Consider the following 25,942-nt stretch of genomic DNA (forward strand, 5'->3'; position numbering starts at 1 on the left):
CGCGGGAGGCAGTGTGACAGAACCGACCGATCCGGCAGAACCCCTGCTTGCCGAGCGGCTGGCGCGTGCGATCACGCTGGCCGGGCCGATTCCGCTGTCGCAGTTCATGGGCGCCGCCAATGCGCATTATTACGCCACCCGCGATCCGCTGGGCGCGCGCGGCGATTTCACCACCGCGCCAGAAGTCAGCCAGATGTTCGGCGAACTGATCGGGCTAGCGCTGACCGATCTGTGGCACCGTGCCGAACAACCGCGCGCACGTTATGTCGAACTGGGGCCGGGGCGCGGCACGCTGGCGTCCGACGCGCTGCGCGCGATGGTAACGGTGGGGCTGCAACCGCCGGTGCATTTCGTCGAAACCAGCCCGCGACTGCGCGAAGAGCAGGAAAAGCGCGTGCCCGACGCCGACTGGTGCCTCGATCTGGTCGGCGTGCCGGAGGATGGCGCGCTGCTGACCGTCGCCAATGAATTTTTCGATGCACTGCCCATCCGTCAGCTTGTGAAAACCGGCGAAGGCTGGCGCGAGCGGCTGGTCGCGTGTCAGGATACGCTGTTCCTGCCGATAGCGGGCGGCAATAATTTCGACGCGGTGATCCCGCCGCATCTGGCAAGCGCGCCTGTCGGCTCGATCCTCGAAACCTCGCCCGCATCGGTGGCGGTGATGCGCGCGCTGGCGAAGCGGCTGGTGGCACAGGGCGGCGCGGCGATCATCATCGATTACGGCTATGAAGGCCCGGCGGTCGGCGACACATTACAGGCGGTGCGCGGTCATGCCTATGCCAACCCCTTCGATCAGCCCGGCGAGCAGGACCTGACCGCGCATGTCGATTTCGGCACGCTGGCGGAAGCCGCGCGCGCGGAAGAAGCGGTGGTGTACGGTCCGATTACGCAGGGCGCGTTGCTGACCGCGCTGGGCATCGAACCGCGTGCCGACGCGCTGATGCAGGCAGCCCCCGAGCGCGCCGATATGATCCGCGAGGATCGCGACCGGCTGATCGGGGCGCAGAAAATGGGCGAGTTGTTCAAGGCAATCGTGGTGACCGCGCCCGGCTGGCCGGTGCCTGCCGGTTTCACCGCATGATCGTGTATCGCGACGCAGTGCCCGCCGACGGGCCCGCTCTGTCCGCCATGGCCGCGCGCTGTTTCACCGACACCTTCGGCAGCATGTACCGGATGGAGGATCTGCGCGCTTTTCTCGACGAAACCTTCGGCGAGCATCTGCCTTCGCATCTCTGCGATCCCGACTATCGGGTGCAACTGGCGGTCGAGGATGACGCGATTGTCGGTTTTGCCAAGACCGGACCCGTTTTCTTTCCCGGTGACTGGGATGCGCAGACCATCGAACTGCACCAGCTGTACATCCTCGGCCCATGGCAGGGCACGGGCGTCGCACCCGAATTGATGCGCTGGGCGATGGACAGCGCGCGCGAAGCAGGCTTTACCCGGATGGTGCTTAGCGTTTTCGTCGACAATATCCGTGCCCAGCGTTTCTACGCCCGGCATGACTTTGCCGAAGTCGGCACATATGCATTCCGGGTGGGTGAGACGATCGACGACGACCGTATCTGGGCATGTACCTTATGAACGACGTGGAGGTCATCCGCGCCGAAACGCTGGCGGGGGTCGCGCATGGCTTTCTGGGCAGGCGCGGCGGGGTTTCCAACGGTGTCCATGCCGGGCTGAATGTCGGCACCGGTTCCGACGACGCGCCGGAAGTGGTGGCCGAAAACCGTGTCCGTGCGACCGAAGCGGTGTTGCCGGGTGCAAAGCTGGTGACGCTGTATCAGGTGCATTCGGCGGATGCAGTGACGGTGGCCGAACCCTTTGCCGAAATGCTGCGCCCCCATGCAGACGCGCTGGTCACCAACCGGCCCGGCCTGGCGCTGGGCATCCTGACCGCCGATTGCGCGCCGGTACTGCTCGCCGACCGGGAAGCGGGCGTGGTCGGGGCCGCCCATGCCGGATGGAAGGGCGCGATTGCGGGCGTCACCGATTCGGCCATCGCCGCGATGGTCGCGCTGGGTGCGCGGCGCGACCATATCTACGCTGCCATCGGCCCGTGCATCGCGCGCGCCAGCTATGAAGTCGATACCGGCTTCGTCCACCGCTTCCTCGCCAGCGATCCGGCGAATGAGCATTTCTTCGCGGACGGCAAGCCCGGACATGCGCAATTCGATCTGGAAGCCTATGTCGCCGCCCGGCTGGCCGCGGCGGGCATCGGCCGCGTCGAGGCAATGGGGCTAGACACCTATACCGACGCCGACCGCTTCTACAGCTATCGCCGCAGCACCCATGCGCACGAACCCGATTACGGCAGGCAGATTTCGATTATCGGGTTGCAGGACTGACTGAAATTCCATTTCAAAATAGTAGTCCACTCAATCCCGCCACCGCTTCTGGTGAATATCGTGTGCCAGACCGTACCACTCGCCTCTTGCGCGCTGGCGCATGACGATGGCGGCCATAACAATCGCGACCACCAGCGCGATGGCGAGGAACAATAAATAGCCGGACGGTGCGCCCTGTAACCAACTGCGCGCCAGCAGTGCCGCGACGAACAGGGCGGGCGTGACCTTTCCCGCCAGATACATCGCATGGCCGAAACGGGTCGCCGTGACGGTGGTGGCATCGGGCTGGCGTACCAGCCAGATCGTTGCCGCGAGTTTCACGACAACCGCAAGGACGGCTATGCATAGCAAGGCAAACTGCATGGCGGTGGCACGCTCCCTCAGGACCGGGATCGGAACTATCCCATGATGCGGGGCGCTTGCAAAGCATACACCTCGCGGGCGGACGATTATTCGGCAAAAACCGCGCCGCAAAGGGGAACCGACGCTGGCGGCAACTGGTTTCATTTGATACCACCTGCCCATCTCGTCCGGCGACAGACCGGACGTACATTCATAGCACAGGAGAGCGCATGACCGACGAAACCGAAGCCGATATGACCGGCATCAGCCCGCGCCGTCGCCCCAAGCCGAACATCGAGGAGATTGGCGGCCGCAAACTGAAACCATCGACGCTGATGATGGGGCATGGATTCGACCCCTCGCTGTCCGAAGGATCGCTGAAACAGCCGATCTTCGCCACCTCCACCTTTGTTTTCCCCAACGCGGCCGCGGGCAAGCGCCATTTCGAAGGCATTACCGGCAAGCGTCCGGGCGGTGCGGAAGGTCTGGTCTATTCGCGCTTCAATGGGCCGAATCAGGAAATCCTCGAAGACCGTCTCGGCGTATGGGAAGAAGCCGAAGAGGCACTGGCCTTTTCCTCCGGCATGTCGGCGATTGCGACGCTGTTCCTCGCCATGGTCAATCCCGGCGACACGATTATCCATTCCGGGCCGCTCTATGCCGCGACCGAAACCCTGATTGCGCGCATCCTCGGCAAGTTCGGGGTGAAGTTCCTCGACTTCCCCGCCGATGCCAGCCCCGAGGAAATCGAAAAGGTCATGCGTCAGGCGGGCGACAGCCGTGTCGCGCTGATCTATCTCGAAAGCCCGGCCAACCCGACCAACGCACTGGTCGATGTCGAGGCGGTGGCGAAGCTGCGCGACAGCGTGTTCGCGGACAAGGAAGAAAAACCGCCGATTGCCATCGACAACACCTTTCTTGGGCCGCTGTGGCAAAAGCCGCTGCATCATGGCGCAGACATCGTCGTCTATTCGCTGACCAAATATGCCGGCGGGCATTCGGATCTGGTCGCGGGCGGCGTGCTGGGCACGCGCAAGGCGCTCGATCCGATCCGCGCGATGCGCAACACCATCGGCACGATCTGCGATCCCAACACAGCGTGGATGCTGTGCCGCAGTCTGGAGACGCTGGAACTGCGCATGAGCCGCGCGGGCGAAAACGCCGCAAAAGTGTGCGCCTTCCTGAAGGATCACCCCAAGGTGGAGAAGGTCGGTTATCTGGGCTTTCTGAAGGACGATGCGCAGTACGACATCTACAAGCGCCATTGCACCGGCGCGGGATCGACCTTCTCGCTCTATCTGAAGGGGGGCGAGAAGGAGGCGTTTGCGTTTCTCGATGCGCTGAAGATCGCCAAGCTGGCGGTCAGTCTGGGCGGCACCGAAACGCTGGCGTCCGCACCCGCCGCGATGACGCATATCTCGGTCCCCGACGCGCGTAAAAAGGCGCTGGGCATCACCGACAATCTGGTGCGTATCTCCATCGGCGTCGAGGATGCCGACGACCTGATCGCCGATTTCGACGCCGCGCTGAAGGCGGTTTGAGGCGCGAGGCGCGGGGGCGGATTGCCTGCCCCCGCGCCCGCATCGTCATTGCAACCCCGGCGAAAGCAGGGGGTACCCATCCAGAGCGGCAACACCAAAGCCGGATGGCCGCGTCGCTTCGCTCTTCGCAAAGACTAAATCAGATAGGCGTCGAACGCGGCAACGGCCTCACGCCCACTCTTGCCCTGCGCCAGACCGATCAGCTCCGCCGCCAGCAACAGATGCAACGGCAGGTCGCGATAGACCAGAATCCCTGCCTGTTTCAGCGTCACCGACTCTTCATAGGGAATCGGAACGTTGGGCGAAGGCACCGAAATCAGCCCGATGGTCAGGTCCGGCCGCCGCCGGTGCAGCGCCAGCAGCCCGGTTTCGCCTTCCCGCACGGTCGCGGTGCCGCTGTGATACCCCTCGATCAGCAACACCCCACCCTGCGGCAATGCATCATACAGCCGCATGTCGATGCCGGGAAACAGCAGCGCGCTGGCAATCCGCGTCTTGGCATTGCGCAGGCCATCCGCCGTCACCTCGGGCGACAGTGCACCCCATTCAATCTTGGTAAAAATAGAATGCGCCTCTGCAACCGAATGGGTTACTTCAGGCAGGCCCGAATACAGCGTGCGGAAGCGATCTTCGTCAAAACGCGGCGGCACCAGATCGGTGGCGGGAATGACCCCCGGCCCTTCACAGTCGGGATCGTAAAAGGCGGTATAGACGCCCCGCTGCAACGTCGGCTCGATCGCAGCGCGCAAGGCCGCGCGCACATTGCGGTCGGCGTCAGAATCGGGATGCCCCAGCGGATAAAAGGCCCCGGTCAGGCACAGCGTCACCGGGCGGTCGTGAAAGAGGAGCGCCAGAAACGCTGCGGTGAAATGCAGCGTATCGGTGCCATGAGTCAGCACGATCCGGTCGAAGCCGTCCGCCATGCACGCCTCAATCTGTGCGACAAAGCCGATCCAGTCTTCGGGCTCGAAATTGCTCGACCCCATATTGGCGGCGGGGAAAAGGCGGATATCGACACCGGTTTCCTGTGCCATCGCTTTCAACCGCGCCTGCAACGCTTCCCCGCCCGGATCGATGGCGATTTTGTCGGTTCCCAGTAAAGAGCCGATGGTCCCGCCGGTGGTGATCACAGCCACGCCGTTCATATGCCTTGCCTTCTGCAGCCTACCCTGTCCTGTAGCGCGCCATAGGCGAGGCACAGCCCCAAGCAAAGCGCTGCCGCTCTATTCCTCGACGGTAGTATGAACGTGCAGCGTACCGGTAAGCGTGCGATGCACCGGACAGCGATCGGCCACCTCCATCAGCCGGGCCCGTTCCGCCGCGTTCAGATCGCCGGTCAGACGGATGGTACGGAAAATCGCCTCGACACGGGTCTTTTCCTCCAGACAATGATCGCAATCCTTCGCATGGTTGCGATCATGGCGCAGCCGCACCTCGACATCGTCCAGCGCCATGCCTTCGCGCTCGGCGACCAACCGGATGGTCATACCGGTACACGCCCCCAGCGCGCCCAGCAGCATGGCATAGGGGTCCGGCCCGTCATCCTGCCCGCCCAGCGCCACCGCCTCGTCCCCGATCCAGCGATGTCCGGCAGTGCGCAGCAAGGTCGCGAATTTGCCCGGCAGCGCGGTTGCGATCACTTCGCCTGCGAGCGGTTCTTCCAGCGTTTCCATGCAAGCCTCTTATGTCAGAGCAGCAGCCATTCCTCGGTCGTACGAGTGACCGGACCGCCCTGCTGCCGCCGTGCAACCTCCTGCCCGGCGGTATAGCGCACATCGACATCGCGGTCGTGGAGAAACCCCGCCAGCACCTCATCATCGATCTCATGCCATTCCTTGCCGCGATCGGGGCCGGTGCGCACACGCGGCAACAGTCCCGGCAGGTTCGACCATTCGATTAATTGCGCAATGCTCGCCTCATTCAGCATGTCGCGCAGGTGGAAGGCAGTGACATAGGCGTCGGGAAAGGCGCGATGTACCGGCAGGCCGCGTTCGTGAATCATCCCGTCCGGCTTACGCCAGTATCGCAGCAACTGGTTCGAGAATCCGGGTGAATCGGGCCAGAGCCGCATCGCGCATTTCCAGGTGCAGATCCAGTCGGCCCCGCGGGTCAGGGCAGGCGTACAGAATTGCTGTTCGAAATCCGCGCGATGTGCCGCCAGCGCCACCCGACGCGGCCAGGGGTCAAGCACCTGCCGCGCGACATCGTGCCACCAGGGCGCATCGGCCACCTGTTCATCGAGGATATGATGCACAGCCTGCGTCACCGGCGGAATCGGACGACCCGGATTGACCAGAATCGAGCCGCATTCGTCGGTCAGCGCCCAGCGGCCATCCTGTGCCAGCGCAACATCCTGCCAGCCGATTTCGCACACCCCGTGCGTGGCGGGATTGGCACCTGTGGTTTCAAGGTCGATGACTCGGACGATCGGCGGGGCTGACATGGCCCTTAAACTGGGCATCGCCGGCAGGAATAGCCAGCCCCAAATGCGCTCAACCGGGTTTTTGTGGGCTTCGGACCGATTTCACCGAAGTTTGGCTTTGACCCAGTTGCCGCGCGAAACACGACGCATCGGCGTACCGCAATGCTCGCATATCCCGTGAAGAATGCCGTCAATCCTGCGGACATTCTCCATCGAGCGTTCATGTTTCCCCATCAGACACTTCAACCGAAATGACACCAATCGCCCCGTCGTCGTTCTTCTGCACGCCTTCCGCGCAGGATTCCCGTTCGCGATGGGTTTTAGCTAAATATCCGTTCATGAAAAGCGGGTTGCGGTAAAATGACCGCAACGCCACTCAATGACCGGCCTGCGGCCCGCGTTGCACGCCGCTCTTGGCAAGCTGGTCGTCGATCTGCGCAACCAGCCGGTCCAGCCCTTCCTGACTATGCGATTCCGCGCGCGCAACCAGCACGTCCTGCGTATTCGATGCGCGCAACAGCCACCAGCCGTCAGGCGTATTCACGCGCGCGCCATCGGTACGGTTGACCTCCGCACCATCGGCTTCCAGCCGATCGAGCACTTCCTCGACAATTGCGAACTTGCGGCTTTCATCGACCTGAAAGCGCATTTCCGGCGTATTGATCAGTTCGGGCATCGCTTCGCGGATTTCGGTCAGTGACTTGCCGATCATATGCACCGCACGGATCAGCCGGACGGCGGCATATTGCGCATCGTCAAAGCCGTAATAGTCATGGGCGAAGAAGATATGGCCCGACATTTCACCAGCCAGCGGCGCATGCGTTTCCTTCATCTTCGTCTTGATGAGGCTGTGGCCGGTCTTCCACATCACCGGGTTGCCGCCCAGTTCGGCGATGCGGTCATAGAGCATCTGCGACGCCTTCACATCCGCGATGATCGTCGCCCCCGGCTCCTCACGCAGAACAGGTTCCGCCAGAATGGACAAAAGCTGATCGCCCCAGATCACGCGTCCCTGACCGTCAATGGCGCCGATCCGGTCGCCGTCTCCGTCGAAAGCCAGTCCGAAATCGAGGTTCTTCTCCGCGACCAGCCGCTGAAGATCGGCCAGATTCTTCTCTTCGGTAGGATCGGGATGATGGTTGGGAAAATTACCGTCCACATCGGTGAACAGCGTATGGTGCTCACCCGGCAGCAGCTTGACGAGTTTCTCGATCACCGGGCCGGCGGCACCGTTTCCGGCGTCCCAGCCGATGCGATAGGCACCTCCGGCATAACCCGCCATCAACCGGCCGACATAATCGTCGAGGATGTCGGCTTCGGTGACCTGCCCGGCTTCCCCGGCAATGTCCCAGTCCCCCTCGGCCGCCATTGTGCCGATGGTCTGAATATCCTCGCCAAAAAAGGGCCGGTGCTGAAACACCATCTTGAAGCCGTTATAATTACCGGGATTATGGCTGCCGGTTATCTGTATGCCGCCATCCACCTCTAGGGTGGCCTCGGCATAATAGAGCATCGGTGTCGGCCCCATGCCGGTCTTCACGACATCGACACCGCATGCGGTCAACCCTTCGACCAGTGCCGCTTCCAGTTCAGGCGAAGAGAGCCGGCCATCGCGGCCTACCGCAACCCGATGGCCGCCCGCACGCCGCAGCAGGGTGGCAAACCCCTTGCCGATCGCCCGCGCATCATCGGGGCCGAGCGTCTGCCCGACGATTCCCCGGATATCATATTCGCGAAGTGAGGTCGGATCGAAACGATGGGTCAAGCAAGCCTCCTGTTCAGTTGACCGTTCCATCGTTCAACATTTGTGAAATTTCAATGCCGCAATCGGATGATATGCGTCCGGAAAGGGTTGGTCCGAAAGCAAATTGACGACGCCGGCCTGTTATTCGGCCGTTTCGTCAATCTTCCACCGACCGTTGCGCTTCACCATGGGCCGACCACAGCCTTTGCATACACTATGGGCAGCATCATCCGCTTCATAATGCGCCTTGTGTCCCGAACGCTTGTGCCTGCCGATCAGGCACAAGGGGTATTGCAGCATGTCCATGCCGGTTACTCCGAAAGACGGATTCCTCCCCTGCCCGGGCAACACTACTTCATTTTAGGCATAATGTTCCAAAAAATCAGCATGCGTGTCATCGTGAGACTCTACCGGCGCAACAGCGTATCGCGGGCAATATTGATGCGCCGGGTCAGTTCCGCCGATCCCCCACGGTCGGGATGGACCGCGGAAACCAGACGACGATGGGCGGCGCGAATCGTCTCCGTATCCGCATCGGCGCTCACCCCCAAAATAGCCTGTGCCTCATCCCTGGGCATGGTCGGGCGTGCGACCTTGCGCAGATAGCGCCAGACGAGAAATCCGATCACCACGAGGAGCAGAAGTTTGAACATGTCAGGCGCTGATCTGCGCATCCTCCTGCATCGGGAGCGCCAGTCCCGTCATCATTTCCCGTAATTCCTGACGCGCGGCGACATGGGCCAGCGCCATACCGCCGAATTCGCGCGAATCGAGCATGGTCAGCCCCTTGGGAAACAGTTCGCGATAGATAACCCGCTCCGACAGGCCGGGAATCACCCGAAATCCGACACGTTTCGACAATTGTTCGATTGCGGACGAAACCCGGCGCATGTTTCGTGCCTCGATATGTTGCATCCGGTTCCGCAGCACGATCCAGTCGATGGTACTGCCGTCCGCCTTCGCGCGGGTCTTGCGCGAATCCCAGATCAGTTCGGAGTAAAAGCTGGGGCGCACGACGCGATAGGTATCGGGATCGACCTGCCCTATCAGGTCGAAATCGACGAAACTGTCGTTCATCGGCGTGACCAGCGTGTCGGCATTGGTCACCGCGATCCGTGCAAACGGATCGTCGCGACCCGGCGTATCGATGACCAGAAAATCAGCACCGGCGCTCAACTGCTCCAGCAGTTCGGAAAACCGGTCCATGCTTTCGCCGTCATGGGTTTCGTATCGCGGCATCGGCAGGGCATGGCCGGTACGCCGGATCGTCGCCTGCCGGTTATCGAGATACCGCCCCAGCGTACGCTGACGATGATCGAGGTCGAGCGCGGAAACCCGTGCCCCTCTGGCCGCAAGCGCAATCGCGACATGCACCGCCGTCGTCGATTTGCCGGTGCCCCCCTTTTCGTTCGCGAACACGATAACGTGCAATCGGTTCGATCCGTTGCCCAAAACGCACACTTCCCTTGTTGATCACCGCGCCCCCCAACCATAGAAGGCGCGACACAGGTTACTTATCCGAGGCAGTTTAAGCGTGCAAACGATCCGTCAACCATCCGCACTGTGTGATGCAATCGCCGCATTGCGCGGCGAAGGCGCCCGCATTGCGCTCGTCCCGACCATGGGAGCGTTGCATGAAGGCCACATCGCGCTGGTCGAAGCGGCGAAGCGGGCAGCCGACAAAGTGGTGGTTTCCATCTTCGTCAATCCTACACAGTTCGGCCCGAATGAGGATCTGGATCAGTATCCGCGCCGCGAACAGGCCGATTCGCGGCTGTTGACCGAAGCGGGCACGGACATTTTGTGGATGCCTGCGGTGGAGGCAATGTACCCCGACGGCTTCGCCACCTCGATCCATGTTGCCGGCATTACCGCCACGCATGACGGCGCATCACGGCCCACCCATTTCGATGGCGTGGCGACGGTGGTGGCCAAGCTGTTCAATCAGGTCCGTCCCGATGTGGCACTGTTCGGGGAAAAGGATTACCAGCAGCTTTGCGTGATCCGCCGGATGACGCAGGATCTGGATTTCGACATCGCCATCCAGGGCGTGCCGACCCAGCGCGCGGATGACGGCCTCGCGCTGTCGTCGCGCAACATCTATCTGACGGAGGAGGAACGCGCCAAGGCGGTGACGCTGCCCCGCGCGCTGGGCGTGGCGGCGCGCGACATTGCGCGTGGCGGCGAGGTGGCGGCGGCGCTGGAACAGGCGCGCGAGACGCTGACCAAAGCGGGATTCGATGTCGATTATGTCGATATCGTCGAAGAAGACACGTTCGGTCCGCACAATCCCGAAAAGCCCTCCCGCATCATCGCGGCTGCAAAAATGGGCGCGGCGCGGCTGATCGACAATGTGGTCGTTGAGGTCAGGGATGATGCGTAGAGGTTAATCCTGTTAACCACGTTAACCATTTGTTGAAGCTCTGACGTCAAACCCTGTCTGTGATGGAACAGCAAAAGGGGATCCGTCATGGCGAACAGCCTCAAGAGCGCACGATTTCTGATTGAAAGCCGCATCGACGACGCGGCACGTGGGGACATGGAAGCCTGTTTCGAACTGGGCGTGATCTATTCGAGCGGTGCGCAGGGCGCGCTGATCGACCTGATCGAAGCGCATAAATGGTTCAATCTGGCGGCCGTCAACGGTGACGTTCGTGCCCAGGAATGGCGCGCGGAAATTGCCGAGGACATGACTGCGGCGGAAATCGCCGAAGCGCAGAAACAGGCGCGTGCCTGGCTGCACATGGCGCAACCGCGCGCGGCGTGAAGCGCCCCGGCACAGGCCGTTGCGAGCTTTGCCCCGCCCTGTCCGTTGCCAAAAAGCGGACAGTGTCCGCACCGCACCGGCTGGTCGTTAAAACTGCGTTTACCGCGTAGCTTGCGCCAGGCAAGGCAAGGTCAGTCCTTCTTCGCCGCCGCCTTTTTCTTCGCAGGCGCTTTCTTTTTCGCCGCCGGCTTCTTGACCGCGGTTTTGCGGCCTTTCTTTTTCGCCGGGCCCTTGGCGGCCTTTTCGTCGATCAGCTGCGCCGCTTCCTCCAGCGACAGCTTGTCCTGCTCGATTGTCTTAGGCAGCGTCGCATTGGTCGTGCCGTCGGTGACATAAGGGCCGTAGCGCCCTTCCATCAGCTTGATTTCTTCGTCGGTGCGCGGATGCTTGCCGAGGATTTTCAGTGGTTCACGACTGGCGCGTGCGCGCGGCCCCTTTTCCGCCGCTTCGGCCAGCTTGACCACAGCCGCATTCATGCCGGTTTCGAACACTTCCTCCGTCGAACCCAGTCGGGCATATTTGCCGTTATGCTTCAGATACGGGCCATAGCGCCCGATCGCAGCCTCGATCGGCTCGCCGGTTTCGGGATGATTGCCGATCATGCGCGGCAGGCTGAGCAGTTTCAGTGCCCATTCGAGGTCGAGGTCGCCCGGTAAGTCCTTGGGGATCGAAGCGCGCTTCGCCTCCTTGCCCTCACCAAGCTGGATATAGGGGCCGAAGCGCCCTGATTTGCGTTCGACCTCCAGCCCGGTTTCGGGGTCTTTACCCAGCGATTCCGGCCCCGTATCCTCTCCCGCATCGCCACCCGGCTGCGCGAACCGACGGGTATATTTGCACTCCGGATAGTTGGAGCAGGCCACGAACGCGCCGAATCGCCCGCCACGCAGCGCAAGGCGCCCTTCCCCGCAATTGGGGCACAGGCGCGGGTCGGACCCGTCGGCATTGGGCGGAAACAGATAGGGTTCGAGGAATTTGTCCAGTTCTGCCGTCACTTCAGACGGCTTGAACTCCATCACCTCGCTGGTGCGCGGTTTGAAATCCTTCCAAAAGTCTTCGAGCACCGCCTGCCACGCGGCACGGCCCCCGGACACGTCGTCCAGTTCCTCCTCCAGCCCGGCGGTGAAATCGTAATTCACATATTTCTGGAAGAAGCGTTCGAGGAACGCGGTCAGCAGGCGTCCGGTCTCTTCGGCAAAAAAACGGTTCTTTTCGGTGCGCACATAGGCGCGATCCTTGAGCACCTGAATGATCGAGGCATAGGTGGACGGCCGTCCGATGCCCAGTTCCTCCAACCGCTTGACCAGCGACGCTTCCGAAAAGCGCGGCGGCGGCTGGGTGAAATGCTGTTCGGCGTCGACCGCCTTTTTGGCGGGCGAATCGCCCTCGCGCAGCATCGGCAGGCGCCGCGAATCCTCATCATCGGCATCGTCGCGCCCTTCCTCGTACAGTGCAAGAAAGCCGGGAAAGAGCACCACCTGACCGGTCGCGCGCAGCGCGTGACGACCGGTGCCGTCCTCCATCTCGACCGTGGTGCGCTCCATCCGTGCGGACGCCATCTGGCTCGCCAGCGCGCGCTTGAAGATCAGGTCATACAGTCTGGCATGATCGCCCGACCCGGCGCGATCCTTTGAAAAGTCGGTGGGGCGAATCGCTTCGTGCGCTTCCTGCGCATTCTTCGCCTTGGTCTGATACTGGCGCGGTTTTTCGGGGACATAGCCGCCGTCATAACGCGTCTGAATCGCCTTGCGCGCATCCGCAATGGCGCCGCCGTCCATCTGCACGCCGTCGGTACGCATATAGGTGATCGCGCCATCCTCATACAGCGCCTGCGCGATCCGCATCGTATGGCTGGCGGCAAAGCCCAGCTTGCGCGCCGCTTCCTGTTGCAGGGTGGAGGTGGTGAAGGGGGGCGGCGGGTTACGCATCGCCGGCTTGGTCTCGACCGACACGACGCTGAAGCGCCCGGCCTCGACCGCTTCCTTCGCACGCATCGCCATGCCTTCATCGCCGATCGACAGACGATCTAGCTTTTCGCCGTCGAAGCGTACCAGCCGCGCATCGAACAGCGTGCCGTCCTGCTCCATGCGCGCGATGACCGACCAGTATTCGGTCGCGACGAAGGATTCGATCTCGCGCTCCCGCTCAACGATCAGGCGCAATGCCACCGACTGCACGCGTCCCGCCGATTTGGCACCCGGCAGCTTGCGCCACAGCACCGGCGACAGGGTGAAGCCGACCAGATAGTCGAGCGCACGCCGCGCTCGGTATGCGTCGATCAGGTCGGTATCCAGCCCGCGCGGATGCGCCATCGCGTCGGTCACGGCCTTTTTGGTGATCGCGTTGAAGGTGACGCGCTCGACATCGGCGGGCAGCGCCTTTTTCTTCGCCAGCACCTCCTGCACGTGCCAGGAAATCGCTTCGCCTTCACGGTCGGGGTCGGTGGCGAGGATCAGGCGGTCGGCCTGTTTCGCGGCGTCCGCAATCGCCTTGAGCTGCTTCGACTTGTCGGCATAGGGCTCCCACTCCATCGCGAAGCCGTGTTCGGGATCGACCGACCCGTCCTTGGGCGGCAGGTCGCGGACATGGCCATAGCTCGCCAGAACCTTGAAGTCCTTGCCGAGATATTTCTCGATGGTTTTCGCCTTGGCGGGCGATTCGACGATGACAAGCTGCATGGGGTGCCGTGCGTTCCTTACATGTGCGTACGCGCGAGGATGAAGAGCGATCTAGTCAATCGTCAAGCCGATGCAAACCGGCCATGCGTCGATTTCAGGCAAAAACCTCCGCAAGTTCCGATGTCCGGCCGCTCAGCAGTTCGTAAACCGCCACGGACAAATACCAGCCCAGAACGGTCGGCGTAACCGCCAGGATGTTGGCCAGCAGCACCAGCGGTATGGAAACGCCCCGGCCAAGCCCCTCCCAATATCCGACCAACCCTGCTCCCACCAACATCGGCCCCCAGATCAACAGACCGCAGAGCGCGATAGGAATCACATGCCCATTGGTTCGACGCCAGCTTTCGCCTATCGCTGCGCCGACGGGTTCCCTCTCAGCAATAGCCACGGGAACGGCGATGGACCAGCGTACCCACAGGTAGAGGCCGGGCAGGATCAGCAGAACCACTCCCAATGCCGTTCCTATCCCGACAAGCAACGCGACACCGAAAAATGTCCCGAATCCTCCCGGATGTGAAAGAAAATCGGGCTGCATCGGCAGCAGTCGCCGCACCACAAAATATTGGGCTGCGATAGCGCCCATACTGAACGGCAGGGACGAAAAGGAATCAGGGCGATACAAATCCCCCGCCACCCCCAAAGCCAGCAAGGCGATGAGTGCAACCAACCCCGGCGCCATCTTCTCCGCCAGCATATCAAACGTCCGCGTCAATAGTGTCCGCGCATCGAAATCCGTTTCCATTAAGCCCCCTTTTCGCGCCGCCTTCTGCCCGGACCTCATCCCCATCCGATGCGTTCGTCGATGCACAGGAGGACAGCATGGCCCATTTTCCCCTTTGGCTCCATAGCGTTGCGATTGTTTCTATCGCGGTGGGATTCGCGTGTGCGGCGTGGATCGTGGCAGATGAAATCCGCCATCCGCAGAAGATGCCGATCATGAACTGGGTGTGGCCGCTGACCGCATTGTTCGGCAGCGTCCTGTGGCTGGCCTTCTATCTGCGCTTCGGGAGGAATGTCGGCGAACAGCCCGACGAGACGCCGATGCATATCGCGGTCGCCAAGGGGGCGTCGCATTGCGGCGCTGGCTGTACGCTGGGCGACATCATCGTCGAATGGGCGGCGTTCGCGTTCCCGGCCATCGCGGTGTTTTTCGGCTGGCACCACTGGACCGCGGAAAAGACCTTTGCGGTGTGGATACCCGACTTCATCCTCGCCTTCGCAATCGGCGTGGTGTTTCAGTATTTCACCATCGCTCCGATGCGCGACCTGTCGTTCGGAAAAGGGGTATGGGCGGCAATCAAGGCCGATACGCTGTCGATCACCAGCTGGCAGGTCGGCATGTACGGCCTGATGGCGATCGGGCAGTTTTTGTGGTTCAAACCCGCCTATGGCCATATCGCGGAAGTGAAAATGCCGGAATTCTGGTTCCTGATGCAACTGGCGATGCTGGGCGGCTTCGCCACCGCCTATCCGACCAACTGGTGGCTGGTAAGGGCTGGGGTTAAGGAGAAGATGTAGGAAGCGACAAAGCTTTGACCCGCTTATGGGTGCCTGGTGTTGCGACAAACCCGTCATTAAGAAATTGAAACGAAGATATCTTTGTTATGCCTGATCGAAAACGTCTTCGCTCTTTGGATGAATTCGAGCCACCCGCCTGGCATACTCGCCCAAAACAACAGCTCCTCACAATTCGGATGATCCTAGGGATTGTTATGATGGCGGCAATCGGCGCCCTGATCGGTCTGTGCGCATAGGTTCCAGACGGTCATTTCCAAGCCGCTTGTGCGCTTCTACCCCTAATCAATCGCATCCTTGACCGCCTTGCCTGCCAGCAGGCCGAGCACGAGGAAGATCAGGAATAGTGCAAGCGCGATGAAGAACAGGATTTTGGCAATCCCGATGAACGCACCGGCGATCCCGCCAAAGCCCAGCACGGCGAATACGACGCCGACGATCAGGAACAGGAATGCAAGTTTCAGCATGATATAAACCCCGGTTGATGATGCTGTTTTCAGCGCTCGTGCCCGGCTTTCGTTCCCTGTCTTGCCCATAAAAAACGCGCCCGGCCAGCGACCGGACGCGCTCTTTATTCGGTTTTAGCTGTCGCTCAGTCCCGGCGGCTGGCCTCGAACAGGAACCATGCCCGCTCTTCCGCTTCGTCGGTCCAGTCGTCCAGAATACCGCTGGTGGCATTGTCCTTTGCCTCGTCAACAATGTCCTTTGCCTTGCGAAGCGTTTCGACGAGCTTCAGATTATCCTCGCGAAGCTCTTTCAGCATGTCCGCCGGCTTCACGAATTCGGCATCATTATCCGTCAGCGTCTGATGCCGGGCAATGTCGCCGATCGACCGCAGCGTCGTGTTGCCGGTCTTGCGAACGCGTTCGGCGATGGCATCGGTGGTGCCGAGTATCTGTGCGGCCTGATCGTCGAACATCAGGTGGTAATCACGGAAATGCGGACCCGATACATGCCAGTGAAAGTTCTTCGTCTTGAGATACAGCGCGAAGGAGTCGGCCAGAATGCCGTTCAGTGCTTGCGCTACGGACTTCGCCTCGTTGCTGGCGATATCGGTGGGTGTGTCGAGTTCGGAAATAGTGTCTGCCATGGATTTTTCCCTTCCAGAATTTCGATTCGATATAACAACGAACAGTACCGCAAATGGCTCCGCGCCATCGCCCTAAATCCTCCGATCAGGCTTATCGAATTTTTAGATCAGGCGCAGCGCCTGCAACGCTGCAATGGCGCCCGCGAACAGCAGGACAATGCCTGTACCGATCCGCCACCAGCGCATCGGCAGGCGGCGCCATTGTTCCTCGCCCAGCATGATCGCCGCGGTGCATGGCACCATCGCACCGATCACGGTTCCCACGCCCGCCAGCACCGGATAGGCACCGGCGATCGCAAAGCCCATGGCAAGAAACTGGGTGGAATCTCCGAACGCGAGGATGAAGAGGCCGAGAAAGGCCGTCGGGAACGCACCGATTCGCCAGCCGCTCAGCCGGTCCGGTTTGGGCAGCCGCCAGATCGCACCACTGCCCGCAAATAACAGCGCCAATGCCAGCATCAGCGTGCGGGCATTGGGGTTGAGGATCGGCCGCACCGCCATCGCCGCCGCCACGGCAAGCGCCGTCGCCAGCGTTACTGCCAGGAACTGCGCAATGAAAATCGTTACCGGTGCCCGATACCGGTCCGCCAGAATCGCCGCGAGCCAGGGCGGGCGATCCCCGGCCTGCACCAGCAATGCCGCGATGACGGCGGGGACCAGTGCATCCATGAAAAGCCGTCAGCCGTTCAGGCGGACGGAACAGGCGGCCGCGAACAGCGTCTCGGCATCCTGATCGTCGCCATAGCCCACGGCATCGCGAAGAATGTCGAGCCATCCCCGTACCAGAACGCCGCGTTCGCCGCGCGCCAGTGCCGAATCGATTGCGTGGAGCACCGTCAGCGCCGGTCGAATGCCGTTATCCCGCGCCATTCTGCGCATCGTTTCCACCTCCAGTGCGATCTCGCACGGCCGGGCGGCCGACATCCGCACACTGACAGCGTCGATTCGGTCCATCAGCTCCTTGACCACCATTGGATTGGGCATCGCCGTACTTGCCATCGGAACGTTCCCCCTATTGCCCCGCAGGACACCATGCGCCGATATGGTTAATGCCCGGTAAAAGCGTCTGCATGCTTGACAAACGGGGCGGTTTTGCCCCATGCGCCCGCGTCTGACAGCGGCCGCAAGGATGCGCGCCGCTTTTCGTATTTAATCGAACCTTCGAAGGACTATTGGGTCATGGCCAAGCCGACCACCGTCAAGATCAAGCTCGTCAGCTCGGCGGACACCGGATTTTTCTACGTCACCAAGAAGAATCCCCGCAACCAGACCGAGAAGATGACCTTCCGCAAATATGATCCGATCGTGCGCAAGCACGTCGAGTTCAAGGAAGCCAAGATCAAGTAAGCTGCGGGCGGGCGCGTCCCGCCTTCACTTGCGGATCGCGGTATCGGCCAGTCCGATACCGCCGACGCGAAAGCGTCGTCACCCAGCGGCAGGCACCCCCTGCCCGCTGGTTTTTTGCGTTCAGGCGAGTGCGCGCACCTCTTCCATGAAGCGCATCACCGCGATCGGTTTGGAAACATAGGCGTTGGCACCGGCCGAGCGCACGCGTTCCTCGTCCTCGCGCCCGACATAGGCGGTCACTGCCATGATCGGCACCTTTGCCAGCCGCGAATCGGCGCGCAGCCGCCCGATCAGTTCGACGCCGTTGACATGCGGCAGCTGAATATCGGTAATCACCAGATCGGGCTGAAATTCCCGCGCCCGCGCCACCGCATCGCGTCCGTCGCGCACGGCCTCCGTCTCATAGTCATGCGCCCGCAACAGGTCGCAAAACAGTTTCAGGTTGAGTTCGTTATCCTCGACAACGAGCACCTTCTTTGCCACGCCCGCCTCTTCAATTCCCTGGTCCATAAAGGTGTTTAGGCGATGTCCGACCCCGAAACAAATGGCGATGATGCCGGTGCGCTGGCGCTGGGCGCGATTGGCTGGATCGTCGCCGTTCCCGACCGGGCGGCCCGGTTCCTCGCGCTTACCGGCCTGGATGCCGCGGGGCTTCGCGCACGGCTGGAGGATCCGGCACTGCTGGCCGCCGCGATCGGCTTTCTGGAAGCGCATGAGCCGGACCTGATCGCATGCACGCAAGCGCTGGAAACCACCCCGCAGGCAATGCTATCGGCACGGCGCGAACTGGAGAATCGATGCGCCCCCTGCTGATCTGCGATTGCGACGAAGTGCTGTTGCACATGGTCCGCCACTTCCGTGTGTGGCTGGATGAGGAACATGATGTCGACTTCCATGTCGAAGGCGGCGATTTCAGCCGCGCGATGCGCCGCCGCTCGACGGACACACTGCTGAGTCAGGAAGAAATATGGCAGTTCGTCAACGGCTTCTTCCCGGCCGAAATGGACCGGCAGACACCGGTACCCCATGCTCTTGAAGCGCTGGCCGAGCTGGAGCGCATTGCCGACATCGTCATCCTGACCAATCTCGGCGATCATTGCCGCGACCATCGCATTGCCCAGCTTGCCGCGCATGGCATCCACCACCGGGTCGAATGCAATCAGGGCGGCAAGGGCGATCCCGTCGCCCGGCTGGTGATCGAACACGGCAATCCGCCGACCGTGTTTGTCGACGACCTGCCCGTGCATCACGATTCGGTCGCCCGCCATGCGCCCGAGGTATTCCGTCTCCACATGGTATCCGAACCGGAGCTGGCTCCGCATGTCGCCGCGGCACCGGCGGCGGATGCGCGAATCGATGACTGGCGCGTCGCTGTCCCGTGGATTAGCGACCGTCTGACCGGGCGTGCGGACCGCACATCAACTGAATATCCCGAACACAGGAAGGACGCCGATGTCTGAAACGATTGAGAAGAAACTGGCCGAAATGGGCCTGACCCTGCCCGAAGCGGCTGCGCCGGTAGCATCCTATGTCCCGGTCGTGCGGTCGGGCAATCTGCTCCATATTTCCGGGCAGCTTCCGTTTCGCGACGGCGAAATCATGACCGGGCGGCTGGGGGAGGATCGCGACCTTGCCTATGGCGAAGAAGCCGCCCGCCGCTGCGCGCTGATGCTGGTGGCGCAGATGGAGCGAGTGCTGGGGTCGCTCGAACAGGTCGAACGCATCGTCAAGCTGGGCGTGTTCGTAAACAGCGCACCGCACTTCACCGATCAGCCGAAAGTCGCCAACGGCGCGTCCGAACTGATGCAAACGCTGTTCGGAGAGGCCGGGCGCCATGCCCGCAGCGCGGTCGGCGTGGCGGTGCTGCCACTAGGCGCAGCCGTGGAAGTCGACGCAATCGTCGAGATATCCTGACGACACGATCCATTCCCCCGCCCCCGTGTTGCTGCAATGCAACAGGGGGCTGGTTTCTTTTCACTTCCGTGACAAGTTTTATTGCGCTGCAACGCAGTATTAGGCACTCTTATGCTGTTGTTCGTGGACAGGCCGCAACAAAGATGGCCCGCCGGGACGACCGCAGGAGCGAATCGTCTTCGACCATGTATGAAAGGGATACGATGCGCTTCTCCATTTTAACCGCCGGCGTGCTGCTGGCTGCTGCTACTGCTACACCTGCCATGGCGCAGGATACTGCACCGCCTTCGCCGATTACGGTATCGGGCAGCGTCACGCTGGTCAGCGATTACCGTTTCCGCGGCTTTACGCAGAACGGTGAAAATCCAGCCATTCAGGGCGGCATTACCGTGACGCATGAAAGCGGCCTGTATGTCGGCACCTGGGGTTCCAGCATCAATTTCGCGGGCAATACGGAAGTCGATCTGTTCGCGGGCTATTCGCACGATCTGGGCGGCGGTCTGTCGATCGACGGCGGGCTGCTCTATTATCTCTATCCGAAGAAAGGCCGTTACGCGACGGACTTCTTCGAACCCTATGTGAACCTGTCGGGCACCTATGGACCGGTTACCGGCAAGGTCGGCGTCAATTTCGCATGGAAACAGGACGCACTGGGCAATCAAAGCGATTTCAGCCGCCCGGCCGGTGCCAAGTCTTCATCCACCTATATGCACGGCGAAGTGGATGTCGCGATTCCCAATACGCCGATTACGCTGAGCGGTCATGCCGGTCACGCTTGGTCGGACTCCTTCCCCGGCGGCTATAGCGGGGAAGTCTGGGACTATTCGATCGGCGCCTCGGCCACGTACAAGATGCTGACCTTCGGCGTCTCCTACGTAAACACCGACGAGCCGAACGTTGCCTATAATGACGCCTATCGGGGCAGCGGCAGCAACTGGAAGGAAGATCTGGGCGCGGACGGCGCGGTCGTCTTCAGCCTCGGCGCATCCTTCTGATCGCTTGAACCGGCACAAAAATCAGGCGCCGCCCCGGCTTCGGGTGCGGCGCCTTTTTTTGTGAGGCGTGCGGCTGGAGGAAGTGATCGGAGAACGATGCCTTCCTGATATGAACAAAAGTCCAACCGTCATTGCGAGCGCAGCGACGCAATCCAGTCGAGCCGTCACGCAGTGGATTGCTTCGCTACGCTCGTAATGACGTTGTCCGCCTTCGCCATCCACGCAAATGGGGCGCAGCGGATAGTCCGCCACGCCCCCTTTGTCTCTTGTAGAAGCCGTTACTGTTGCGGCGTGGTGACGCTCGCATCGCGACCATCGCCTTGCGGAGCAGCCACGATGTCGCGAGTCGTCGTGCCCTTGTCGACGACCTTGGTATCGGCATCGCCGACTTCCGAGCGGATGCCCGGATCGGCGGTATTGCCTTGTGCCGCAGCGGCATTGATCGCCTGCTGCCCGACGGCGCTGCGCGGCGCGGGGCCGCCGAACATCGCTTCCAGTGCCTGCTGCGCGGCGCTGACGTCCTGCGGACGCACGGCACCGGGCTGCGGCGGCTTCATCGAGAAATCGGGCGGAATCACCAGCGGCGGCTGGCGCGCGACAGCAAATTCGTCGGGGCTTTTACGATTGAGACCGTTTTTTGCACACCCGGACAGAAGCGCCACCGCGGTCAGGGCGGCGGCAAGGGGTACCAGTTTACGCATTCGCATTCTCCACAGGGGTGCGTTCTTTCTTCTTGTCGCGCACCAGCAGCGCGCGGATCAACAGGATCAGAACACCGATGGTAATCGCCGCATCGGCGACATTGAAGACCAAAAAGGGGCGCCATGCGCCAAAATGCAGATCGGCATAGTCGACGACATAGCCCAGCCGCACGCGATCGAGGATATTTCCCGCCGCTCCGCCCAGTACCAGGCCCAGCGCGAGCAGATCCTGCCGGTTGCGTTCGCGGAACATCCAGAACAGGACGCCCAGCGCAATCGCGGCGGTCAGCCCCACCAGCGCCCAGCGCATGGCGGCGCTGCCGGCGGGCAACAGGCCCAGCGAAACCCCGACATTCTGCACATAGCGGAAATCGAAGATCGGCAGCACGCGGACATATTCCCCGACCACGGTCAGGCCGAGGATGCCGGTCACATAATATTTCACCGCCTGATCGACGGCAAAGATGATGAGCGCCAGCAACAGCGCCTGAGAACGAAACTTTGTCATGCCTTGAGCACCTCGGCGCAGCGGTCGCATAAAGCGCCGTCCACGGCAACCTCGGGCAGGTGACGCCAGCAGCGGCCGCATTTGTGAAACTCGGTACGCGCAACCGTGACCGGCCCTTCGGCGTGGCTGACCTTCGCGGTGATGAAGATTTCCGCGAGCGCCGCTTCCGACAAGGGCAGATCGGGCACGGTGACATTGGCTTCCAGGCTGGAGCGCACCGTCTTTTCCCGGCGCAGCGGCTCGATCGCCTCGGTCACGCGCTCGCGCAGCGCCCGCACGTCCGACCAGTTGGTGCTGATCGCATCGTCACCGGGCAGCGGCGGCAGTTCGGGCCATTCGAGGAAATGCACCGACCCGTCCTCGCTGGGATAGCGCGCCTGCCACACTTCCTCCGCCGTGAAGCACAGGATCGGCGCGGCATAGCGCACCAGCGCGTGGAACAGGATATCGAGCACCGTCCGGCACGCCCGCCGCTTCGGATCGTCGGCGGCATCGCAATAGAGGCAATCCTTGCGAATATCGAAAAAGAAGGCCGACAGGTCTTCGCTGGCGAAATCGGTCAGCGCGCGGACATAGCGGGTGAAGGTGAAATTCTCCGCCGCACTGCGCAGTTCGACATCGAGCTGGCCGAGCCGGTGGAGAATATACAGCTCCAGCTCCGGCATCTTGCGGACGTCGATCCGCTCGTCCTCGCTGAACCCTTCCAGCGCGCCGAGCAGATAGCGGAAGGTGTTGCGCAGCTTGCGATAGGTATCGGACGTGCCGGCCAGCACCTGCTTGCCGATGCGCACATCCTCAAAATAATCGGTCTGCGCGACCCACAGGCGCAGAATGTCCGCACCCGATTCGCCGATGACCTTCAGCGGATCGACGACGTTGCCGAGGCTCTTCGACATCTTCCGGCCATTGCCGTCGAGCGCGAAACCGTGTGTCAGCACCGCGTCATAAGGCGCGCGCCCGCGCGTGCCACAGCTTTCGAGCAGGCTCGACTGGAACCAGCCGCGATGCTGATCCGACCCTTCGAGGTACAGGTTCGCGCGCACGCCCTCGCCATAGCGTTGTTCGATGACGAAGCTGTGCGTGCTGCCCGAATCGAACCATACGTCGAGAATGTCGGTGACGACCTCATACTCGTCGAGACTGTAATCGGGGCCGAGCAGTGCCTGATGGTCGGCACCGAACCACGCATCCGCCCCGCCTTCGCGAAAGGCTTCGAGGATGCGCGCGTTGACCGCCGGGTCGCGCAGATAATCACCAGTCTGGCGATGGACGTAGAGCGTGATCGGCACGCCCCATGCACGCTGGCGGCTGATCACCCAGTCGGGCCGTCCCTCCACCATCGAGCGGATGCGGTTTTTCGACCGTTCGGGCACCCAGCGAGTGTGTTCGATCGCATCGAGCGCCGTGCCACGCAGCGTTGCGCCATTGTGGTTGACGGTCGCGCTGGCTGGAACGGGTGCGTCCTCGTTGACGTGCATCCCGGTGGCGTCGAGCGCCTCTTCGGGCGGCACATCGCCTTCGCGCACGCTGGCGGGCAGCGGCTGGTCGAGCGCTGCATCCATCGGGATGAACCATTGCGGGGTGCAGCGGAAGATGATCTTCGCCTTCGAACGCCAGCTATGCGGATAGCTGTGCTCGAAATCGTCGCTGGCCGACAGCAGCGCGCCCGCTTCGCGCAGGTCGGTGCAGATCGGCCCGTCGGAAGCGACGAACTTCTTGTTGATGACGCTGCCCTGACCGCCCAGCCACAACCAGTCGTCGCGATATTTGCCGTCACCGGTGACCGCGAAGACGGGATCGAGACCGTTCGCCTTGCACAGCAGGAAGTCGTCCTCACCATGATCGGGCGCCATATGGACGAGACCCGTGCCCGCATCAGTGGTAACGAAATGCGATCCGTCGAGGAACGGGCGCGGCTTGGCGAAGAATCCGCCGAGATGGTGCATCGGATGGCGGACTATCGTTCCGAGAAGTTCCGATCCCTTAATAACTTCCCACTCACTTTCGTGATTTGAGAAGATCCCCGGATTTCTCTCACCGCAACGCTTGAGAAATTCAGCCGCAAGCGGCTCAGCGACCAAATAGCTCTTTACAGTGCCTCCATCCGGTATCAGCACGTAATCAATGTCCGCCCCATAAGCGAGCGCTTGATTTACGGGAATGGTCCAAGGCGTGGTGGTCCAGATTACTGCAAACGGCTTGAGATGACCTTTGTCGAGCAACCGCTGAATTGCGGCGGATTTCGTTTCGGTGATCTCGAACGCCACGTCGATCTGGGTCGAGGTGATGTCCTCATATTCGACCTCGGCTTCGGCCAGCGCGGTCTTTTCGACCGGCGACCACATCACCGGCTTGGCACCGCGATAAAGCTGCCCGCGCTCGGCGAATTTGAGCAGTTCGCCCGCAATCACCGCCTCGCTGGCGAACTTCATGGTGAGGTACGGATCGTCCCAGTCTCCCATGACGCCCAGCCGCTCGAACTGTTCGCGCTGCACACCCACCCATTTGGTCGCGTACTCGCGGCATTCGGCACGGAATTCCTTCGCCGGAACCTCGTCCTTGTTCCGCTTCTTCTTGCGATAGGCTTCCTCGATCTTCCATTCGATCGGCAGGCCGTGACAGTCCCAGCCGGGCACATAGGGCGCATCCTTGCCCATCAGCGACTGCGAGCGCACGATGACATCCTTCAGGATCTTGTTCATCGCATGGCCCATGTGAATATCGCCATTCGCATAGGGCGGACCGTCATGCAGGATGAAGCGTTCGCGCCCGGCGCGCTGCTCGCGCAGGCGGTCATAGACCCCGATCCGCGCCCAGCGGTCGAGAATACCCGGCTCCTTGCCCGCAAGCCCGGCCTTCATGGGGAAATCCGTCTTCGGCAGGAAAACGGTGTCGCGATAGTCTTTTTCGGTTTCGTCTGTCATTGAGTCTTTTTTGCTTGTTCGGCGCCGGCCCGCTCCCCCTCCCGGCCACCCGATAGCATATTCTGGATGGATGGCCGGGAGGGGGAGCGGGCTGGTACCGCTGAACAGGAACCAGATGCATTAGCGGCTGAATCGCTTCTCGTCATGCAGGATTCTGTGCCAGTGCTGCACGCGCCGCATCGCAATCCTTCGCAATCTGTGCGGTCAGCGCGTCGAGGCTGTCATATTTCGCTTCTTCGCGCAGATAGTCGATCAACTGCACCTCTATCGTCTGGTCATAGAGATCGCCCGAAAACTCAAAGAAATAGGGCTCGAGCAGCTCGACCGGCGGGTCGAAACTCGGCCGGATACCCAGATTGGCGACCCCGTCGAGCAGTCGCCCGTCGGGCAACCTTCCGCGCACCGCATAAATGCCATAGCGCGGGCGCAGATACGGCCCCAGAACCAGATTGGCGGTGGGATAGCCGATGGTTCGGCCCAGCTTCGCGCCTTGTTCGACGACGCCCTCCATAGCGAAGGGGCGGGTCAGCAATTCCGCCGCGCCGCGCGGATCGCCTGCCTGCAACAATGTGCGGATACGGCTGGAGGACACCACCTCTCCGCCATCGGCCACCGGCGCGACGGTGGCGGTGGTAAAGCCCAGCTCCTCGCCCAGCGTACGCAGGGTTTCCGTATCGCCCTGCCGCCCCTTGCCGAAGGTGAAGTCCTGTCCCGTCACTACGCCCGACACGCCGATGGCATGGACAAGATGTTCGGCAAAGTCGCGTGCCGACATACCCGCCAGCGCTGCATCGAAGTGAAATACCAGCATCGCATCCGCACCCGCCGCGCCGAACAGGCGCTCGCGCTGGTCAAGCGTCGTCAGGCGGAAGGGCGGCGTAGCGGGCCGGAAGAATCGCATGGGATGCGGGTCGAAGGTCGCGATAATGGCGGGCTTACCCTCTGCGTGCGCCTGCGCGATCGCGCGCCCGGCCACTGCCTGATGCCCGCGATGAAATCCGTCGAAATTACCCAGCGCAACGATCCCGCCGCGCAAGGGCGCGGGCACCGTCGAGCCACCGTCTAACCGCTTCATGCGGGGCGCTATAGGCAAGCTGCGCCGCGCTGCC

At 61.9% G+C, this 25,942-nt stretch carries 30 protein-coding genes; 12 read left to right on the plus strand and 18 right to left on the minus strand.

The genetic code is table 11. The annotated features are described in order from the left end of the window. Positions 1-13: 13 nt before the first annotated feature. Genes FHR23_RS03555 through pgeF form a run of 3 tightly spaced genes read left to right on the plus strand, consistent with a single transcriptional unit; the run spans position 14 to position 2,348 of the window. On the plus strand, positions 14-1,081 hold the full coding sequence (locus FHR23_RS03555; protein ID WP_343042971.1) for a class I SAM-dependent methyltransferase: 1,068 nt from the start codon (positions 14-16) through the stop codon (positions 1,079-1,081). Then, entirely contained in the window at positions 1,078-1,584 is a 507-nt protein-coding gene (locus FHR23_RS03560; protein ID WP_184001527.1) for a GNAT family N-acetyltransferase, read from the plus strand. The genes FHR23_RS03555 and FHR23_RS03560 overlap by 4 nt, the downstream gene beginning before the upstream one ends. Then, positions 1,581-2,348 (plus strand): peptidoglycan editing factor PgeF, encoded by a 768-nt coding sequence (pgeF, locus tag FHR23_RS03565; protein WP_184001528.1) that lies wholly within the window; start codon positions 1,581-1,583, stop codon positions 2,346-2,348. The genes FHR23_RS03560 and pgeF overlap by 4 nt, the downstream gene beginning before the upstream one ends. Before the next feature lie 30 nt (positions 2,349-2,378). Here pgeF and FHR23_RS03570 read toward each other — a convergent pair whose 3' ends face one another. Further along, the gene (locus FHR23_RS03570; protein ID WP_184001529.1) at positions 2,379-2,669 is read right to left on the minus strand and encodes a hypothetical protein; all 291 of its coding nucleotides are present in this window, start codon (positions 2,667-2,669) and stop codon (positions 2,379-2,381) included. A 251-nt stretch (positions 2,670-2,920) separates the two neighbouring features. On the opposite strand from FHR23_RS03570, the gene FHR23_RS03575 reads away from it, so the two are divergent. Continuing rightward, positions 2,921-4,231 (plus strand): cystathionine gamma-synthase family protein, encoded by a 1,311-nt coding sequence (locus tag FHR23_RS03575; RefSeq protein WP_184001530.1) that lies wholly within the window; start codon positions 2,921-2,923, stop codon positions 4,229-4,231. A 134-nt stretch (positions 4,232-4,365) separates the two neighbouring features. On the opposite strand, the gene FHR23_RS03580 is transcribed toward FHR23_RS03575, so the two are convergent. From FHR23_RS03580 to FHR23_RS03605, 6 genes are all read right to left on the minus strand, one after another. Next, positions 4,366-5,376 carry an asparaginase gene (locus FHR23_RS03580; protein ID WP_184001531.1) on the minus strand — a complete coding sequence of 337 codons (1,011 nt, stop codon included), beginning with the start codon at positions 5,374-5,376 and terminating at the stop codon, positions 4,366-4,368. 78 nt (positions 5,377-5,454) lie between these two features. Beyond that, positions 5,455-5,904, minus strand: a complete 450-nt coding sequence (locus FHR23_RS03585; protein ID WP_184001532.1) for an OsmC family protein — start codon at positions 5,902-5,904, stop codon at positions 5,455-5,457. Between the two features lie 14 nt (positions 5,905-5,918). After that, complete coding sequence (locus FHR23_RS03590; RefSeq protein ID WP_184001533.1) at positions 5,919-6,674, minus strand: 3'-5' exonuclease; 756 nt, start codon at positions 6,672-6,674, stop codon at positions 5,919-5,921. 355 nt (positions 6,675-7,029) lie between these two features. Continuing rightward, entirely contained in the window at positions 7,030-8,418 is a 1,389-nt protein-coding gene (gene pgmG, locus FHR23_RS03595) for a phosphoglucomutase/phosphomannomutase PgmG (RefSeq protein ID WP_184001534.1), read from the minus strand. A 386-nt stretch (positions 8,419-8,804) separates the two neighbouring features. Next, positions 8,805-9,050 carry a J domain-containing protein gene (locus tag FHR23_RS03600; protein ID WP_184001535.1) on the minus strand — a complete coding sequence of 82 codons (246 nt, stop codon included), beginning with the start codon at positions 9,048-9,050 and terminating at the stop codon, positions 8,805-8,807. 1 nt (position 9,051) lies between these two features. Beyond that, a complete protein-coding gene (locus FHR23_RS03605) occupies positions 9,052-9,816 on the minus strand; it encodes a division plane positioning ATPase MipZ (RefSeq protein WP_343042973.1) in 765 nt (254 codons plus the stop codon). 115 nt (positions 9,817-9,931) lie between these two features. Between FHR23_RS03605 and panC the strand changes: the two genes are divergently transcribed. Both panC and FHR23_RS03615 read left to right on the plus strand, forming a co-directional pair. Continuing rightward, complete coding sequence (panC, locus tag FHR23_RS03610) at positions 9,932-10,780, plus strand: pantoate--beta-alanine ligase (protein ID WP_184001537.1); 849 nt, start codon at positions 9,932-9,934, stop codon at positions 10,778-10,780. An 87-nt stretch (positions 10,781-10,867) separates the two neighbouring features. Further along, positions 10,868-11,164 (plus strand): SEL1-like repeat protein, encoded by a 297-nt coding sequence (locus FHR23_RS03615; protein ID WP_184001538.1) that lies wholly within the window; start codon positions 10,868-10,870, stop codon positions 11,162-11,164. Positions 11,165-11,295: 131 nt separating this feature from the next. On the opposite strand, the gene topA is transcribed toward FHR23_RS03615, so the two are convergent. After that, on the minus strand, positions 11,296-13,839 hold the full coding sequence (topA, locus tag FHR23_RS03620) for a type I DNA topoisomerase (protein WP_184001539.1): 2,544 nt from the start codon (positions 13,837-13,839) through the stop codon (positions 11,296-11,298). A gap of 94 nt (positions 13,840-13,933) precedes the next feature. After that, positions 13,934-14,581, minus strand: coding sequence for a hypothetical protein (locus FHR23_RS03625; protein WP_184001540.1), 648 nt, complete (start codon positions 14,579-14,581; stop codon positions 13,934-13,936). Between the two features lie 77 nt (positions 14,582-14,658). Here FHR23_RS03625 and FHR23_RS03630 point away from each other — a divergent pair, with 77 nt between their 5' ends. Continuing rightward, on the plus strand, positions 14,659-15,357 hold the full coding sequence (locus tag FHR23_RS03630; RefSeq protein ID WP_184001541.1) for a DUF4396 domain-containing protein: 699 nt from the start codon (positions 14,659-14,661) through the stop codon (positions 15,355-15,357). Between the two features lie 278 nt (positions 15,358-15,635). Here FHR23_RS03630 and FHR23_RS03635 read toward each other — a convergent pair whose 3' ends face one another. From FHR23_RS03635 to FHR23_RS03650, 4 genes are all read right to left on the minus strand, one after another. Beyond that, positions 15,636-15,821 (minus strand): DUF1328 domain-containing protein, encoded by a 186-nt coding sequence (locus FHR23_RS03635; protein WP_184001542.1) that lies wholly within the window; start codon positions 15,819-15,821, stop codon positions 15,636-15,638. Between the two features lie 125 nt (positions 15,822-15,946). Next, positions 15,947-16,444, minus strand: a complete 498-nt coding sequence (locus FHR23_RS03640) for a Dps family protein (protein ID WP_184001543.1) — start codon at positions 16,442-16,444, stop codon at positions 15,947-15,949. A 102-nt stretch (positions 16,445-16,546) separates the two neighbouring features. Continuing rightward, complete coding sequence (locus FHR23_RS03645; RefSeq protein ID WP_184001544.1) at positions 16,547-17,113, minus strand: TMEM165/GDT1 family protein; 567 nt, start codon at positions 17,111-17,113, stop codon at positions 16,547-16,549. A gap of 9 nt (positions 17,114-17,122) precedes the next feature. Then, a complete protein-coding gene (locus tag FHR23_RS03650; protein ID WP_184001545.1) occupies positions 17,123-17,443 on the minus strand; it encodes a hypothetical protein in 321 nt (106 codons plus the stop codon). A gap of 180 nt (positions 17,444-17,623) precedes the next feature. Between FHR23_RS03650 and rpmG the strand changes: the two genes are divergently transcribed. Continuing rightward, positions 17,624-17,791 (plus strand): 50S ribosomal protein L33, encoded by a 168-nt coding sequence (rpmG, locus tag FHR23_RS03655; protein WP_184001546.1) that lies wholly within the window; start codon positions 17,624-17,626, stop codon positions 17,789-17,791. 120 nt (positions 17,792-17,911) lie between these two features. Here rpmG and FHR23_RS03660 read toward each other — a convergent pair whose 3' ends face one another. Further along, complete coding sequence (locus tag FHR23_RS03660; protein ID WP_184002158.1) at positions 17,912-18,274, minus strand: response regulator; 363 nt, start codon at positions 18,272-18,274, stop codon at positions 17,912-17,914. A 42-nt stretch (positions 18,275-18,316) separates the two neighbouring features. On the opposite strand from FHR23_RS03660, the gene FHR23_RS03665 reads away from it, so the two are divergent. The 4 genes from FHR23_RS03665 to FHR23_RS03680 all read left to right on the plus strand — a co-directional run bounded on the left by FHR23_RS03665 (position 18,317) and on the right by FHR23_RS03680 (position 20,700). Beyond that, positions 18,317-18,604: a DUF3572 family protein gene (locus FHR23_RS03665; RefSeq protein ID WP_184001547.1), complete on the plus strand. Its 288-nt coding sequence runs from the start codon at positions 18,317-18,319 to the stop codon at positions 18,602-18,604. Further along, positions 18,589-19,251, plus strand: a complete 663-nt coding sequence (locus FHR23_RS03670) for an HAD family hydrolase (RefSeq protein WP_184001548.1) — start codon at positions 18,589-18,591, stop codon at positions 19,249-19,251. The genes FHR23_RS03665 and FHR23_RS03670 overlap by 16 nt, the downstream gene beginning before the upstream one ends. After that, entirely contained in the window at positions 19,244-19,705 is a 462-nt protein-coding gene (locus FHR23_RS03675) for a RidA family protein (protein WP_184001549.1), read from the plus strand. The genes FHR23_RS03670 and FHR23_RS03675 overlap by 8 nt, the downstream gene beginning before the upstream one ends. 203 nt (positions 19,706-19,908) lie before the next feature. Next, on the plus strand, positions 19,909-20,700 hold the full coding sequence (locus FHR23_RS03680) for a TorF family putative porin (protein ID WP_184001550.1): 792 nt from the start codon (positions 19,909-19,911) through the stop codon (positions 20,698-20,700). 278 nt (positions 20,701-20,978) lie between these two features. Here FHR23_RS03680 and FHR23_RS03685 read toward each other — a convergent pair whose 3' ends face one another. From FHR23_RS03685 to FHR23_RS03700, 4 genes are all read right to left on the minus strand, one after another. Continuing rightward, a complete protein-coding gene (locus FHR23_RS03685) occupies positions 20,979-21,401 on the minus strand; it encodes a DUF3035 domain-containing protein (protein ID WP_184001551.1) in 423 nt (140 codons plus the stop codon). Continuing rightward, a complete protein-coding gene (gene lspA, locus FHR23_RS03690) occupies positions 21,394-21,909 on the minus strand; it encodes a signal peptidase II (RefSeq protein WP_184001552.1) in 516 nt (171 codons plus the stop codon). Before lspA ends, FHR23_RS03685 begins: the two co-directional genes overlap by 8 nt. Further along, positions 21,906-24,833, minus strand: a complete 2,928-nt coding sequence (ileS, locus tag FHR23_RS03695; RefSeq protein ID WP_184001553.1) for an isoleucine--tRNA ligase — start codon at positions 24,831-24,833, stop codon at positions 21,906-21,908. The genes lspA and ileS overlap by 4 nt, the downstream gene beginning before the upstream one ends. A 142-nt stretch (positions 24,834-24,975) precedes the next feature. Further along, positions 24,976-25,908, minus strand: a complete 933-nt coding sequence (locus FHR23_RS03700) for a bifunctional riboflavin kinase/FAD synthetase (RefSeq protein WP_184001554.1) — start codon at positions 25,906-25,908, stop codon at positions 24,976-24,978. Positions 25,909-25,942: the final 34 nt, after the last annotated feature.

This window comes from Stakelama sediminis (genome assembly GCF_014199335.1).
GTDB classification, from domain to species: Bacteria; Pseudomonadota; Alphaproteobacteria; order Sphingomonadales; family Sphingomonadaceae; genus Sphingomonas; species Sphingomonas sediminis.